Genomic DNA, 14,690 nt, shown 5'->3' with positions numbered 1-14,690 from the left:
CATACCGGGCGAGCCGGGCATCCAGTCGCCGTCCCAGCCGTAGCCGGCGTCCCAGAACCAGGGGCCGCCGTCGCCGAGGCCCAGGAGGGCGATGGCGAAGAGCACGGCGGCACCCACGAAGCCGGACTCGACGCGGCCGCGCGACACCTCCTCGGCGTGGATCTTGCCCGTGTGGTCGGGGAGGAAGGCCCAGGCGAGCGCGTAGAGCAGCGCGACGGGGAAGGCGAAGATCGCGAGCACGACGAGGATGCCGCGCACGATGAGCGGGTCGATGCGCAGGCGCAGCGCGATGCCGGAGGCGACGCCGCCGAGCCAGCCGGGCTCGCGGGTGAGGTTGAGCGAGCGCAGCCAGGCGAAGAAGCGGGAGGAGCCGCTCGCGGGGGGCGGTGGCGGAGGCGCGGAGGGCGCCCCGGCGGGGGTGGTCGGATCGGTCATGAGGCGATGCTCCCGCGCCCCGTGGCCCGCCCGCTATCGGGGTCCCCCCTGATCGGCCCCCGATCTTCGCCTCGGGGAGCCCCCGACCCGCGCGTCGGATGCTTGACTGAGCGCGTGACCGCCGTTCTCGACCGCCCGCCGCTCGCGCGCCCGCGCGACGTGCTGCTGAGCGGCGTCTCGACGGCGCTCGCCGACCACCTCGGCTGGTCGCTCGGCCGCGTGCGCTTCGCGCTCGTCGTGCTCACGGTGCTCGGGGGCGGCGGCGCCCTCCTGTACGCGTGGCTGTGGGCGCTCACGCCGCTGCGCGGCGAGCGGCCGGGCGACGCGCCCGTCCCGGTGCGGGCGGATGCACCTCTCGCCGTGCGCCGCCGGGTCCCCGGCGCGATCCTGCTGCTCGTCGCCGCAGGGGTCGCCGGGCTCGTCACGATCGCCGCCGCCGTGACGCGCGACCGGGCCGACCCCGTCGATGCCGCGTTCACGACGCTGCTGCTCGCGGGGGCATCCGTCGCCTGGAGCCTGCTCCTCGACCGGCACGACCCCGGGCGCAGCGAGAGCGCGGGCGTCGTCGTGCGCTCGATCGCCGCGGGCGGCCTCATCGTCACGGCCCTCGTCGTGCTCGCCGCGAACCCCGGGGCGACGACCGTGATCGTCGCGCTCATCATGATCATCGGCGGCACCGGGGTCTTCGTCGCGCCACTCGTCGTCGGGCTGTGGTCGACGCTCATCGCCGAGCGATCGGCGCGCGTGCGCGAGGAGAGCCGCGCCGAGGTCGCCGCCCACCTGCACGACAGCGTGCTGCAGACGCTCGCGCTCATCCAGAACCGCGCCGAGCCCGGGAGCGAGGTCGCCCGCCTCGCCCGAGCGCAGGAGCGCGAGCTGCGCGACTGGCTCTTCGCCGGCACGAAGCCCTCCGACGCCGACTTCGCGGCCCAGCTGCGGCAGGCAGCGCTCGAGATCGAGCTGCAGCACCCCGTGCGGTTCGACGTCGTCACGACGGGCGACTTCTCGGGCCACGAGTTCGAGCCCGTGCTCGCCGCGGCGCGCGAGGCGATGCTCAACGCGGCGCGCCACGCGGGCGGCGAGGTGAGCGTCTACGTCGAGCTGCGGGCGGATGCCCTCGAGCTCTGGGTGCGCGACCGCGGCCCCGGATTCGATCCGGCCGCGATCCCGGCCGACCGCCTGGGGGTGCGCGAGTCGATCGTCCGCCGGATGGCGCGGCACGGCGGCTCGGCCACGGTCACCCAGCTCGCCTCCGGCACCGAGGTCGCACTGCGGCTCCCGCTCGCCGCTCCCGCGCCGGCCGGCACCTCGACGCCCAGCCCCGCCGCCCCCAGCCCCGCCGCACCCCACCCCGCCGCATCCCCCGAGGAGTCCGCATGAGAGTGCTCATCGTCGACGACCACTCGATCTTCCGCTCGGGGCTGCGCGCCGACCTCGGCGAGGTCGTCGAGGTGATCGGCGAGGCCGCGACGGTCGACGAGGCCGTCGCACGCATCGCCGAGCTCGAGCCCGAGGTCGTCCTGCTCGACGTGCACCTGCCGGGCGGTGCGGGCGGGGACGGCGCTGAGGTGATCCGCTCGAGCGCGGCGCTGCTCGACCGCGTGCGCTTCCTCGCCCTGAGCGTGAGCGATTCGGCGGAGGACGTCGTCGGCGTCATCCGCGCCGGCGCCCGCGGGTACATCACGAAGGGCTCGTCGGGTGCCGAGGTCGCGCGCGCCATCGACGCCGTCGCGGGCGGCGACGCCGTGTTCTCGCCGCGCCTCGCGGGATTCGTGCTCGACGCCTTCGGCGCGGTCGCGGGCGAGCAGGCGGCCGACGACGACGAGCTCGATCGTCTGAGCGCGCGCGAGCGGGAGGTCATGCGGCTCATCGCGCGCGGTTACGCCTATAAAGAGGTCGCGGGCGAATTGTTCATCTCGGTGAAGACCGTGGAATCGCACGTCTCGGCGGTGCTGCGGAAACTCCAGCTCTCGTCGCGCCACGAGCTCACCGCCTGGGCGCTCGAGCGCCGCCTGCTCTAATCGCGACGCCTGCGCGAGAATTTCGTCGCTCTCGCTCACGATTCCCCTGCACCCCGTTGAATCGCGAACATAATGACCTCGCGTCAGCATTACTCGGAATTACCCTGATTTGACGAGTGCTCACGAGAATCGCGCGCATTAGTCCTGTGAATAGCAGTACGCTGATGCCGCGCCGAGTGTTTATGCTCGACGACCGACGATTAGCGCTCCGCAGAAAATGCTCCCCCGCGTCCCGCTGATCGGCGCGATCCCCTCGCGCGCACCGCGCCGAGACCCGCACTATTCAAGGAGTAATTCGTGAAGCGCATCACCACCGAGATCGTCGACGACCTCGACGGCGGAATCATCAGCCAGGGCGACGGCGGCACCGTGTCGTTCGGGCTCGACGGCAAGCACTACGAGATCGACCTCACGAACGCGAACGCCGAGCAGCTCCGCAGCGCGCTCGCCCCGTTCATCGCGAAGGCCCGCTCGGCGAGCTCGACCCGCGCGGCCGCTCCCGCCGCGAAGGCTCCGGGCCGCAAGCGCGCCTCGGCCGGCAGCAGCGCTGAGACGCAGGCGATCCGCGAGTGGGCGCAGGCCAACGGCTACCCCGTCGGCGACCGCGGCCGGATCGCCGCCGAGATCCGCGAGGCGTACGCCGCCGCGAAGTAGTCGCACTCGCCGCTGCACCGGCAGCCGCACCGAACGAGAACGGCCCCGCACGATCACCGTGCGGGGCCGTTCTCGTCGAGCGGGCCGCCGAGCGAACCGGCGAGCGAACCGGCGAGCGGGCCGGCGGGCGCGCCGACCCTGCCTAGTCGCGCGTCCCGAACAGCGACTGCAGTCGCTGGATGCCCGCGAGCAGGTCGTCGTCGCCGAGCGCGTAGCTGAAGCGCAGGTAGCCGCTCGGCCCGAACGCCTCGCCGGGCACGGCGGCGACCTCGGCCTGCTCGAGGATGAGGTCGGCGAGCTCGAGCGACGTCGTCGGCGTCACGCCGCCCCACTCGCGGCCGAGGAGGCCCGTGACGTCGGGGTAGACGTAGAACGCGCCCGTCGGGGTCGGCGTCACCATGCCGGGGATGCGGTTGAGCTCGGCGACCGCGACCTTCCGTCGTCGGTCGAACGCCTCGCGCATCGTCGCGACGGCGTCCTGCGGGCCGGTGAGCGCCGCGAGCGCCGCGCGCTGCGAGACGTTCGCGACGTTGGAGGAGAGGTGCGACTGCAGGTTGGAGGCCGCGGCGATCGCGTCGGTGGGGCCGACCATCCACCCGACCCGCCATCCGGTCATCGCGTAGGTCTTGGCGACGCCGTTGACGAGGATGGTCGTGTCGGCGAGCCCGGGAACGGCCTCGACGATGGAGACTGCGCGCTCGCCGTCGTAGGTGAGGGCCTGGTAGATCTCGTCGGTGATGACCCAGATGCCGTGCTCGAGCGCCCACTCGCCGATCGCGCGCGTCTGCTCCGGGCTGTAGACCGAGCCGGTGGGGTTCGAGGGGCTCACGAACAGCAGCACCTTGGTGCGGGGCGTGCGCGCGGCCTCGAGCTGCTCGACCGTGACGAGGTAGTTCTGGTCGGCGCCGGCGAAGACCTCGACGGGGACGCCGCCCGCGAGGCGCACGACTTCGGGGTAGGTCGTCCAGTACGGGGCGGGCAGCAGCACCTCGTCGCCGTCGCCCACGATCGTCGCGAAGGACTGGAAGACGGCCTGCTTGCCGCCGTTGGTGATGATGACGCGGCCCGCGCTCACCTCGAGGCCCGAGTCGCGCAGCGTCTTCTCGGCGACCGCCTCGCGCAGCTCGGGCAGGCCGGCGGCGGGCGTGTAGCGGTGGTTCTTCGGGTCGCGCGCGGCGGCGACGGCGGCCTCGACGATGTGGTCGGGCGTCGCGAAGTCGGGCTCGCCCGCCGCGTACGAGATGACGGGGCGACCGGCGGCCTTGAGGGCCTTGGCCTTCGCGTCGACCTTGAGGGTGGCGGATTCGGCGATCGCGGCGATGCGAGCGGAGATGCGGGAGGAGTCTGCGGTCACGACGGGAAGTCTACGGGCGGGCATCCGCCTCGTGCGAAGCGCTCACGACCCTCGCGGCGCCGTCCCGATCGAGGGGGCGGATGCCCGGCTCGGGCCTCGGCTGGACTCGCCCCGGGGCGTCACCTACACTGGTCGAGGTAGTTGAACTCTGCCAAGCTTTGCCGCGCCGTCAGTCTGGCGAATTCCCCGGAACCCGACCGCGGTGAAGCATGCCCGAGTTCGACCACGCCGAGGGCGGTGGCTCAATTGGTAGAGCAGCGGTCTCCAAAACCGCAGGTTGCAGGTTCGAGTCCTGTCCGCCCTGCACATCGATCGGGCTCGGGGCGCTCCCGCACGGGAACGCCCCGGTCTCGGTGATACGGGCTCGCGAGAGCCCGGCGACAGTCGGAAGGCAGTGTGAACGTGGCAAGAAACGTGGTCGACGAGCCCAATGAGGACATCGTCGAGAACGCCAGGAAGGATCGCGCCGAGAAGCGCGGACCCTTCGGCCGCATGGCGCTGTTCATCCGTCAGGTGTTCAACGAGCTCGGCAAGGTCGTCACCCCGACCCGGCGCGAGCTCATCACCTACACCCTGGTCGTGCTCGTGTTCGTGATCATCATGATGGCGCTCGTCTCGGGCCTCGACATCGTGTTCGGGTGGGTGGTGTCGTTCGTCTTCGGCGACGGATCGGCCGTCACGGGCGGTTAGCGCCCCTGCCCCGAATCGCCCCACCAGCCGCACCGGCCCAGTACTGCCAACGGAAAGAGATCCAGTGACCGACGACCACCGCCGCGACATCGACCTCGCGACCGCTGCCGAGCAGTCCTCCGAGGAGGACGAGGCGCAGGAGGGGAACACCCTCGAGGCCGACGAGCACTCGGCCGACGCCGCCGAGCACACCGCGATGCACATCGTGGATGAGGACGAGCCCGATCTGACCGACCTCTTCGAGGCGCTCGAGACCGCCGTCGACCCCGAGGCCGACGCGATCGTCGAGGACGCCCTCGACATCGACTCCGCCGACGAGGCCGAGGCCGCCGCCGAGGCGACCGAGGACGAGGCCGAGGAGGACGCCGCCGAGGCCGCCGAGGAGGAGCCCGCCGAGGTCGACCCCTACGACGAGTTCAAGCGCGAGCTGCGCGTCAAGCCCGGCAAGTGGTACGTCGTGCACTCGTACGCGGGCTTCGAGAAGCGCGTGAAGTCGAACATCGAGAACCGCCGCGTCTCCATGAACATGGAGGAGAGCATCCACGAGGTGCAGGTCCCCATGGAGGACGTGGTCGAGATCAAGAACGGCCAGCGGAAGCTCGTCAACCGCGTGCGCATCCCCAGCTACGTGCTCGTCCGCATGGACCTCAACGAGGACAGCTGGTCCGTCGTCCGCCACACGCCCGGCGTCACGGGCTTCGTGGGCAACGCCCACAACCCGACGCCGCTGCGCTTCGACGAGGCCTTCAACATGCTGAAGTCGACCGTGCAGATCGCCGAGGCCCCGGCCAAGGCCGGCGCGGCCAAGGGCGGCGCGACCACCGCGCGCTCGATCCCCGCCGAGATCGACTTCGAGGCCGGCGAGACGATCACGATCAAGGAGGGCTCGTTCGCGGGCCTCCCCGGCACGATCAGCGAGATCAAGCCCGAGAGCGGCAAGCTCATCGTGCTCGTGTCGCTGTTCGAGCGCGAGACCCCGGTCGAGCTCAGCTTCGACCAGGTCACCAAGCTCTAAGATCCTCGGGGCCCTCGGGCCCCCCAGTTCACCGCGGCTCGGATTCGCCGAGCAGGCGGGAGCGCGACGGCCACCCGGCCGCCGCACGACACGAAGGAAGAAGAAATGGCACCGAAGAAGAAGGTCACGGGCCTGATCAAGCTGCAGATCAACGCCGGCGCGGCGAACCCCGCTCCGCCGATCGGTCCCGCGCTCGGTCAGCACGGCGTGAACATCATGGAGTTCTGCAAGGCGTACAACGCCGCGACCGAGTCGCAGCGCGGCAACGTCATCCCCGTCGAGATCACGGTCTACGAAGACCGCTCGTTCACGTTCATCCTCAAGACCCCGCCGGCGGCCGAGCTCATCAAGAAGGCCGCGGGCGTGCAGAAGGGCTCGTCGACGCCGCACACCGTGAAGGTGGCCAAGCTCACCAAGGAGCAGGTGCGGGCGATCGCCGAGCAGAAGCAGGCCGACCTCAACGCCAACGACATCGACGCCGCGGCGAAGATCATCGCCGGCACCGCCCGCTCCATGGGCATCACGGTCGAGCAGTAAGCGCCCGCCTTCCCCCTTCCCACTCAGCGGGAGAGCCAGCCAGGCTCACGATTCACCGCGAACTCAGCACAGGAGACACAACATGGCACAGAAGTCCAAGGCCTACCGGGCCGCGGCCGAGAAGCTCGAGGCCGGCAAGTACTACACCCCCACGGAGGCCGTGACGGTCGCCCGTGAGACGGGTTCGAAGAACTTCAACGCGACCGTCGAGGTCGCCCTGAAGCTCGGCGTCGACCCCCGCAAGGCCGACCAGATGGTGCGCGGCACCGTCAACCTGCCCCACGGCACCGGCAAGACCGCGCGCGTCATCGTCTTCGCGACGGGCCCTGCGGCCGAGGCCGCGATCGCCGCGGGCGCCGATGAGGTCGGCGGCGCCGAGCTCATCGAGAAGGTCGCCGGCGGCTACACCGCCTTCGACTCGGCCGTCTCGACGCCCGAGCTCATGGGCCAGGTCGGTCGCCTCGGAAAGGTCCTCGGCCCCCGCGGCCTCATGCCCAACCCGAAGACCGGCACCGTGACGCCCGACGTCGCGAAGGCCGTGACCGACATCAAGGGCGGAAAGATCGAGTTCCGCGTCGACAAGCACGCGAACGTGCACTTCATCGTCGGCAAGACCTCGTTCAGCGAGGACCAGCTCAACGAGAACCTGCGCGCCGCGCTCGACGAGGTCCTGCGCCTCAAGCCGTCGAGCTCGAAGGGCCGCTACGTGCAGAAGGGCTCGCTCTCGACGACCTTCGGCCCGGGCATCCCGCTCGACGTCAACGCGCTCTGAGTTCATTGATGCGCCGCCGCTTCTGCGGCGCATCGACGCGAAGGCCCCGCTTCGGCGGGGCCTTCGTCGTCTCCGGCGGATGTGCACGGTCGACCCCATGGCGCTGCTCAGCCACTCTGCTCTAGCGTCACAGGAATGACGCCTCAGCACCGTCGCGACGCCGCGCTCTCCGTCGTCGGCGCGCTGCTCGTCCTCGTCTCGCTCGTCATCATCTGGGCCGCTCGGCTCACCGTGCCGCGCGAGCTCTACGTGAGCGAGCTCGGCGCGCTCGGCGAGCCCACGGCCGAGGCCTTCCGCCTCGCTCTGCTCCTGCTCGTGGCGGGCGGCGTTCTCGTCGCCTGGGCCGTGCGCGACCTCCGCGCGCGCACGCCGATCCTCCGCCGCGGGACCCCCGCGCTCAGCCTCGCCCTCGCGTGCGCGGGCTTCTTCGTCGCCGCGAACGTGCCGTGCACGGCCGGCTGCCCGCTGCCCGTCGGCGACACCTTCACGGTGCAGGACTTCACGCACACGCTCGCGGCCGTCCTCGCCTTCGCGGCCGCGTGCTGGGCGATGCTCCAGGTCGCGTTCGCGCCCGGGCACCGCACGATCTCGCGGCTGTCGCTCGCGATGGCGCTCGCGGTGGGCGCGATCGCCGCGGCGGGCGGCCTCCTGTCCCTCGCGCGCTGGAACGCCGAGTTCGGCAGCCGCCTCGAGCTCGTCGCGACGACGGTCGGCATCGGGTGGCTCGTCGTCGTCGGCCTCGTCCGCGCGGTCGGGCCCCTCCGCGCCGCGCTCGCAGGGCCGGCTCAAAGGAAGCTCATAGACAATTCCGCAGACTAGAGGCATGGCCGTTGACGAGACCCCTGCCGCTCCCCGCTTCACCCACCCCGACGGGTCCGCGATCCGGGCCCTCGTCGTCGACGACGAGCCCTCGCTCGCCGACCTCGTCTCCATGGCCCTCCGCTACGAGGGCTGGGAGGTCCGCACCGCGCTGACGGGCGCCGACGCCGTCAAGCACGGGCGGGAGTTCGCCCCCGACGTCGTCGTGCTCGACATCATGCTCCCCGACATCGACGGCCTCGAGGTCCTCCGCCGCCTGCGCGCCGACGGCCGCGACGTTCCCGTCCTGTTCCTCACCGCGAAGGACTCGGTCGACGACCGCGTCGTCGGCCTCACCGCCGGCGGCGACGACTACGTCACGAAGCCCTTCAGCCTCGAGGAGCTCGTCGCGCGCCTCCGCGGCCTCATCCGCCGCAGCGCCATGGTCGTGAGCGAGCGCCCCGACCCCGAGCTGCGGGTCGGCGACCTCGTCCTCAACGAGGAGAGCTACGAGGTGCGCCGCGGCGACACCGAGATCGAGCTCACCGCGACCGAGTTCGAGCTCCTCCGCTACCTCATGCGCAATCCGCGCCGCGTGCTGTCGAAGGCGCAGATCCTCGACCGCGTCTGGAGCTACGACTTCGGCGGCCGCTCGAGCATCGTCGAGATCTACATCTCCTACCTGCGGAAGAAGATCGACACCCTCGGCCCGGCGATGATCCACACGGTGCGCGGCGTCGGGTACATGATCAAGCCGGTCACCTGATGACGCAGTCGTGGTCGCTGCAGAAGAGGCTCGTGGCGGGCATCCTCGCCCTGCTGACCCTCGCGACCCTCGCGATCGGCGTCCTCAGCGTCACCCTCCTCCGCGCGAACCTCCTCGACCAGCTCGACGAGGAGCTCCGCCTGACCTCCGCCCGGGTCGAGAACTCGCTCAGTGCGGCCGGTCGCCGCGGCCCCGGAGTCGGGCTCGACCGCCCCGGCATCCCCGTCGACTCGCTCGTCGGCATCGTCGCCGCGGACGGCACGATCGCCGCCGCCTATCTCGACAGCGACGCGGATGTCCGCGAGCTGACGACCGCGCAGCGTCGCGTGCTCGACGAGCTCCCCCTCGATTCCCCGCGCACGGTCCGGCTCGGCAGCGGACTCGGCGAGTTCCGCGTCATCGCCGCGAGCCTCGAGGGCGACAGCGCGCTCATCGTCGGGCTCTCGACGCGCGAGGTGCAGTCGACGACAGCCCGCCTCGGCGCGGTGATCACCGCGGTGCTCGCCGGCATCCTCGTCGTCGCGGGAGTTCTCGGCCGGGAGGTCGCGCGCGTCGCCCTGCGGCCGCTCACGCGCGTGCGGGAGAGCGCGACGCGCGTGACCGAGCTGCCGCTCGATCGCGGCACGGTCGCTCTCGCCGACCGGCTGCCCGAGCTCGACACCGACCCCGACACCGAGGTGGGCCAGCTCGGCGCCGCCTTCACGCGCATGCTCGAGCACGTGCAGTCGGCATTCGACGCCCGGCAGGCGAGCGAGGAGAACGTGCGGCGGTTCGTCGCCGACGCGAGTCACGAGCTGCGCACGCCGCTCGCCGCGATACGCGGCTACAGCGAGCTCACGCGCCGCAGCGGCCACCGCCTCCCGGGGGACATCACGCACGCCCTCAGCCGCATCGAGTCGGAGTCGGTGCGCATGACCGCCCTCGTCGACGACCTCCTCCTGCTCGCCCGACTCGACGAGGGCCGCGAGCTGCGCCGCGACCCCGTCGACCTCGGCCGCGTGCTCGTCGACGCCGTCGCCGACGCGCGCGCGACGAGCGCCGAGCACGAGTGGATCGTGCGCGTGCCGGAGAGCCCCGTCGTCGTCGCGGGCGACGAGCACCGCCTGCACCAGGTCGTCGCGAACCTGCTCGCGAACGCGCGCATCCACACGCCCGAGGGCACCCGGGTGACCGCGGCGCTCGGGTCGCTCGAGGGGCGCGCGATCGTGACGATCACCGACACCGGCCCGGGCATCCCGGAGGACATCCGCCCTGTGCTGTTCGAGCGGTTCGCGCGCGCCGACACCTCGCGCTCGCGCGCGACGGGCTCGACCGGACTCGGCCTCGCGATCGTCTCGGGCGTCGTCGCCGCGCACCGCGGCCGCGTGACGGTCGCGTCGAAGCCCGGCGAGACGGTGTTCACGATCAGCCTGCCGCTCGCCGGGCAGCCCGCCGCCCCCACGACGGCGCAGGAGGTGCCGACCCCCGCCGACTAGCCTGGGCGCATGCGCATCGCCGTCACAGGGTCCTCCGGAAAGCTCGGCCGAGCGGCCGTCGACCACCTCCGCGAGGCGGGTCACGACGTCATCGGTTTCGACGCGACGGGCGAGCGCGGGTCCGACTTCGTGCAGATCGACCTGACCGACTACGGGCAGGTCGCCGACGCGGTCGCGGGCGTGGAGGAGCGGGTGGACGGCCTCGACGCGATCGTCCACCTCGCCGCGACGCCCGCGCCGGGCATCCGCCCCGATACCGCGCTCATCCAGAGCAACCTGGCCATGACGATCAACGTCGTGCAGGCCGCCCGCCGCGCCGGTGTGCCGCGCATCGTGCACGCGTCGAGCGAGACGCTGCTCGGGCTGCCCCTCACCGAGGCGCCGCCGTACGCGCCGATCGACGAGGTCGCCGAGACCCGCCCGAACTTCATGTACGCGATCGGCAAGCACCTCGAGGAGGAGCTCGCGCGCAAGATCATGCGCGTCGAGCCCGGCCTGACCATCACGGGCCTGCGCTTCAGCAACGTCATGGCGCCGGAGGACTACGCCGAGTTCGAGTCGTGGCAGGGCGATGCGAGCGTGCGCCGCTGGAACCTCTGGGGCTACATCGACCGCCGCGACGGCGCCCACGCGATCGAGCGGGCGCTGATGACCGAGCGCTCGACCTACGAGACGTACATCATCGCCGCGGCCGACACCGTCATGCGCCGCGACAGCGCGGAGCTCCTCGCCGAGGAGTTCCCGGGCGTCGAGCTCGCGCGCCCCGTGACCGGCCGCGAGACCCTGCTGTCGATCGAGAAGGCGCGCGCCGAGCTCGGCTACGCGCCGCAGCACTCGTGGCTCGACCACGTCTGAGTCGCATCGCTCGTCGTCTCTGCGGGGCGGATGCCCGGCTCGATTTGCTCGCGGAGCCCCGCGTCCCGTAACCTGGCCTCTGCCAAAGACCGCCGGTCATCGGCGTGCCTGTCCGCGAGAGCGAGCAGGAGCGCTGATCGAAGGCTCGCCTCTCCTCACGGAGCGACGGGGGCCCGCGCAGGTGACACAGAACAGATCCGCTCCTCCGTCTGATCGAGGGGGCGAAGAAGCTCCGTGCGCGTGCGCCGGAGCTTTCGTCATTCGAGCCGGGCTCCGGTGGTCGTGGGCAACACCAACGACAACTAGAGGAGCACCATGGCGAACAAGGAAGCAACGGTCGCCGAGCTCGCGGAACTCTTCCGCAGCTCGACCGCCGTCCTGCTGACCGAGTACCGCGGTCTCACGGTGGCGCAGCTGAAGAGCCTGCGCACGAACATCGCTGCAGACGCGTCGTACGCCGTGGTGAAGAACACGCTGACCAAGATCGCGGCCAACCAGGCAGGCATCGACTCGCTCGATGACATGCTCGCCGGCCCCTCCGCGATCGCGTTCGTGAGCGGTGACCCCGTCACCGTCGCGAAGGCTCTGCGCGACTTTGCCAAGGCAAATCCCAACCTCGTGGTGAAGGGCGGCTACTTCGACGGTCGACCGCTCGACGCCTCCGAGGTCATGAAGCTCGCTGAGCTCGAGAGCCGTGAGGTGGTCCTGGCGAAGCTCGCCGGTGCCGTCAAGGCTTCGCTGTTCGGCGCCGCGTACATGTTCAACGCGCCGCTGGCGCAGGCCGCCCGCGCGGTTGACGCGCTGCGGCAGAAGCAGGAGTCCGGCAGCTGATCTCAGCCCGCCGGTTCACGACGAGTACCAACCACTAAGGAGAAAATCATGGCCAAGCTCACCACCGACGAGCTCATCGAGGCGTTCAAGGAGCTCTCGCTCATCGAGCTCAGCGAGTTCGTGAAGAAGTTCGAAGAGGTCTTCGAGGTCACCGCCGCCGCGCCCGTCGCGGTCGCCGCTGCCGCCGGCCCCGCCGCCGCCGCCGAGGAGGTCGAGGAGAAGGACAGCTTCGACGTCGTCCTCGAGGCCGCCGGCGAGAAGAAGATCCAGGTCATCAAGGAGGTCCGCGCGCTCACGAGCCTCGGCCTCGGCGAGGCCAAGGCGCTCGTGGACGGCGCCCCGGCGACCGTCATCGAGGGCGCCAACAAGGAGACCGCCGAGAAGGCCAAGGCTCAGCTCGAAGAGGCTGGCGCCAAGGTCACCCTCAAGTAGTCCCCGCCCGGCTCGCCGGGTTCACGAGGCGTCGCTCCCTTCGGGGGGCGGCGCCTCGTTCTCGTTCGCGCCGACTAGGAGGTCGTGACGGGCGACTCGCGCCGCGCGGCCGTGCTCGTGCGCACGCTCAGCGTCGTCGGCAGGACGATGTGCCCGCTCGGCGGCGCCTCCGGCGTCGCGTCGAGCTGCCCGAGCAGCAGTTCGACGGCTCGCGCCCCCTGGTCACCGGGGTGCTGCACGACCGTGGTGAGGCCGAAGGTCTCGGCGAGCGGGTGCCCGTCGATGCCGATGACGGAGAGCTCCTGGGGGATGGAGATGCCGAGCTGACGGGCCGCGACCATGATCCCGATGGCGATCTCGTCGCATCCCGCGAAGATGGCGGTGGGGCGCGTGCGCGGGTCGCCGAGCACCGCGAGCCCGGCCGCGTGCCCGCCCTGGATGGAGAACTCGGCGTCGCGGAAGTCGTCCTCGACCGTGATGCCCGCCTCGGTGAGCGCGCGCTGGAAGCCGACGTAGCGCTGCGAGTGCACGCGGAAGTCCATCTGCTCGTGCTGGTCGCCGCCGACGTGCATGATGCGGCGATGGCCGAGGCTGATGAGGTGCTCGGTCGCCAGGCGCGCCGTCTCGACGTCGTCGATCGAGAGCGAGGGGATGCCCGGGATGAGCCCGCCGATGCCCACGAGCGGCTTGCCCAGCGCCTGCAGCATGTGCACCTCGTGCGGGCTCAGGGCGATCGCGACCGAGATCACGGCGTCGACGCGCTTGCGGACGAGGAAGTAGTCGAAGACCCGGCGGCGCAGGTCGGCGTCGCTCGAGAGCCGGTAGAGCGTGAGGTCGTAGCCGGCCTGGATGAGGGAGGCCTCGATGCCCTCGAGCACCTCGCCGAAGTACCAGCGATTGATGTAGGGGATGACCACGCCGACGTTGCGCGTGCGGCCGGTGACGAGGCTGGCCGCCGCCGTCGACACCACGTAGCCGAGCTCGGCGGCGGCGCGCTCGACCTTCTCGCGCGTGTCGTCGGAGACGTAGCCGCGGCCGGACAGAGCGCGCGAGGCGGTCGACTTCGACACGCCTGCGATGCGCGCGACGTCGGCCAGGATGCTCATGCTGCTCCGTCCTCCATTGGACCGGCGGCTGCACGGGGATCGCGCGGGATGGTGCGGATCTCGAGCGGTGCAGGGCCGTCGAAGCGTCAGTGTAGCCCGATGTGCACCGGTGTGGAACCGGTGCCATGTGGAATCGGTTTTTTCGCACCCCCGCGGCGGCGAGAAGTCCGGGAGATTCCCGAGTGTTCCGCAACGTTCCTGTAACAGCCCCGGAAACCAGTGTTGCGGCGCCCCCGAACGTGACATACGGTGACTCCTGGAACCGGTTCCCGATGTGGCGGATCACGCCGCACGGTGCAGCACGTTCCGCCCTGTGCACCACTGCACCACTACCACCCAGTGCGGCGCGCCACCCCCGGAGCGCTGTTTTACCCTCAATGAGGAGGAAACACATGAGTTCCACCCTCCGACGCCGGCTCATCGCGCCGGCAGCGGCAATCGGTGCCCTCAGCCTCGTGCTCGCGGGCTGTGCGGCCGAAGAGCCCAACGCAGGCGGCAACGGCGGCGGCGGCGACGCTGACTGCGCCGAGTACGAGCAGTACGGCCAGTTCGAGGGCGAGACCGTCGAGATCTACGCGACGATCATCGACGTCGAGGCCGACAACCTCGTCACCTCCTGGTCCGACTTCGAGGCCTGCACCGGCATCGAGATCGAGTACAACGGCACGCAGGAGGCCGAGACGCAGATCAACGTCCGCGCCCAGGCCGGCGACGCGCCCGACCTCATGATCATCCCGCAGCCCGGTCTGCTCCAGCGCCTCATCGCCGACGGCTACGTCGTGCCGGCCCCCGAGGCCGTCGAGGCGAACGTGGACGAGTTCTGGAGCGAGTCGTGGAAGGGCTACGGCACCGTCGACGGCGAGTTCTACGCCGCGCCCCTCATGGCGAGCGTCAAGGGCTACGTCTGGTACTCGCCCTCGGTCTGGGAGGAGAACGGCTGGGAGGTGCC

Annotated in this window: 17 protein-coding genes and 1 tRNA gene; 15 read left to right on the top strand and 3 right to left on the bottom strand. The window is 71.1% G+C overall.

Annotated elements, in window-relative coordinates:
- A partial coding sequence (locus tag Q7T15_RS08200; RefSeq protein ID WP_304695137.1) for a PspC domain-containing protein occupies window positions 1-435 on the bottom strand: 435 nt, incomplete at its 3' end.
- A 114-nt stretch (window positions 436-549) separates the two neighbouring features.
- On the opposite strand from Q7T15_RS08200, the gene Q7T15_RS08195 reads away from it, so the two are divergent.
- The 3 genes from Q7T15_RS08195 (at window position 550) to Q7T15_RS08185 (ending at window position 3,110) form a co-directional block, all read left to right on the top strand.
- Window positions 550-1,815, top strand: coding sequence for an ATP-binding protein (locus tag Q7T15_RS08195; protein WP_304695134.1), 1,266 nt, complete (start codon window positions 550-552; stop codon window positions 1,813-1,815).
- Entirely contained in the window at window positions 1,812-2,456 is a 645-nt protein-coding gene (locus Q7T15_RS08190; protein ID WP_304695132.1) for a response regulator transcription factor, read from the top strand. Before Q7T15_RS08195 ends, Q7T15_RS08190 begins: the two co-directional genes overlap by 4 nt.
- Window positions 2,457-2,753: 297 nt before the next feature.
- Window positions 2,754-3,110 carry an Lsr2 family protein gene (locus tag Q7T15_RS08185; RefSeq protein WP_304695130.1) on the top strand — a complete coding sequence of 119 codons (357 nt, stop codon included), beginning with the start codon at window positions 2,754-2,756 and terminating at the stop codon, window positions 3,108-3,110.
- 142 nt (window positions 3,111-3,252) lie between these two features.
- On the opposite strand, the gene Q7T15_RS08180 is transcribed toward Q7T15_RS08185, so the two are convergent.
- Complete coding sequence (locus Q7T15_RS08180; RefSeq protein ID WP_304695128.1) at window positions 3,253-4,488, bottom strand: pyridoxal phosphate-dependent aminotransferase; 1,236 nt, start codon at window positions 4,486-4,488, stop codon at window positions 3,253-3,255.
- A 207-nt stretch (window positions 4,489-4,695) separates the two neighbouring features.
- On the opposite strand from Q7T15_RS08180, the gene Q7T15_RS08175 reads away from it, so the two are divergent.
- The 11 genes from Q7T15_RS08175 to rplL all read left to right on the top strand — a co-directional run bounded on the left by Q7T15_RS08175 (window position 4,696) and on the right by rplL (window position 12,635).
- Window positions 4,696-4,768: transfer RNA gene (locus Q7T15_RS08175), tRNA-Trp, on the top strand.
- Between the two features lie 98 nt (window positions 4,769-4,866).
- A complete protein-coding gene (gene secE, locus Q7T15_RS08170) occupies window positions 4,867-5,154 on the top strand; it encodes a preprotein translocase subunit SecE (protein ID WP_304695126.1) in 288 nt (95 codons plus the stop codon).
- Between the two features lie 64 nt (window positions 5,155-5,218).
- Window positions 5,219-6,169 (top strand): transcription termination/antitermination protein NusG, encoded by a 951-nt coding sequence (nusG, locus tag Q7T15_RS08165; RefSeq protein WP_304695124.1) that lies wholly within the window; start codon window positions 5,219-5,221, stop codon window positions 6,167-6,169.
- A 105-nt stretch (window positions 6,170-6,274) separates the two neighbouring features.
- The gene (gene rplK / locus Q7T15_RS08160; RefSeq protein WP_055858203.1) at window positions 6,275-6,706 is read left to right on the top strand and encodes a 50S ribosomal protein L11; all 432 of its coding nucleotides are present in this window, start codon (window positions 6,275-6,277) and stop codon (window positions 6,704-6,706) included.
- An 82-nt stretch (window positions 6,707-6,788) separates the two neighbouring features.
- Window positions 6,789-7,478, top strand: coding sequence for a 50S ribosomal protein L1 (rplA, locus tag Q7T15_RS08155; RefSeq protein ID WP_182490909.1), 690 nt, complete (start codon window positions 6,789-6,791; stop codon window positions 7,476-7,478).
- Between the two features lie 135 nt (window positions 7,479-7,613).
- Window positions 7,614-8,297 carry a DUF998 domain-containing protein gene (locus tag Q7T15_RS08150; protein ID WP_304695121.1) on the top strand — a complete coding sequence of 228 codons (684 nt, stop codon included), beginning with the start codon at window positions 7,614-7,616 and terminating at the stop codon, window positions 8,295-8,297.
- Between the two features lie 4 nt (window positions 8,298-8,301).
- On the top strand, window positions 8,302-9,042 hold the full coding sequence (locus tag Q7T15_RS08145; protein ID WP_304695119.1) for a response regulator transcription factor: 741 nt from the start codon (window positions 8,302-8,304) through the stop codon (window positions 9,040-9,042).
- Window positions 9,042-10,517, top strand: coding sequence for a cell wall metabolism sensor histidine kinase WalK (locus Q7T15_RS08140; RefSeq protein ID WP_304695117.1), 1,476 nt, complete (start codon window positions 9,042-9,044; stop codon window positions 10,515-10,517). Before Q7T15_RS08145 ends, Q7T15_RS08140 begins: the two co-directional genes overlap by 1 nt.
- 9 nt (window positions 10,518-10,526) lie before the next feature.
- A complete protein-coding gene (locus Q7T15_RS08135) occupies window positions 10,527-11,372 on the top strand; it encodes an NAD(P)-dependent oxidoreductase (protein ID WP_304695115.1) in 846 nt (281 codons plus the stop codon).
- Window positions 11,373-11,687: 315 nt separating this feature from the next.
- On the top strand, window positions 11,688-12,203 hold the full coding sequence (rplJ, locus tag Q7T15_RS08130; protein ID WP_304695113.1) for a 50S ribosomal protein L10: 516 nt from the start codon (window positions 11,688-11,690) through the stop codon (window positions 12,201-12,203).
- 48 nt (window positions 12,204-12,251) lie between these two features.
- Complete coding sequence (gene rplL, locus Q7T15_RS08125) at window positions 12,252-12,635, top strand: 50S ribosomal protein L7/L12 (RefSeq protein WP_182490915.1); 384 nt, start codon at window positions 12,252-12,254, stop codon at window positions 12,633-12,635.
- Window positions 12,636-12,709: 74 nt separating this feature from the next.
- Here rplL and Q7T15_RS08120 read toward each other — a convergent pair whose 3' ends face one another.
- Entirely contained in the window at window positions 12,710-13,741 is a 1,032-nt protein-coding gene (locus tag Q7T15_RS08120; RefSeq protein ID WP_304695109.1) for a LacI family DNA-binding transcriptional regulator, read from the bottom strand.
- 392 nt (window positions 13,742-14,133) lie between these two features.
- Between Q7T15_RS08120 and Q7T15_RS08115 the strand changes: the two genes are divergently transcribed.
- A partial coding sequence (locus Q7T15_RS08115; RefSeq protein ID WP_304695107.1) for an ABC transporter substrate-binding protein occupies window positions 14,134-14,690 on the top strand: 557 nt, incomplete at its 3' end.

It is taken from the genome of Microcella sp., assembly GCF_030645145.1.
Classification (GTDB): domain Bacteria; phylum Actinomycetota; class Actinomycetes; order Actinomycetales; family Microbacteriaceae; genus Microcella.
The sequence above is the reverse complement of the archived record's forward strand: the minus strand, read 5'-3'. Positions and strand labels throughout refer to the sequence as shown.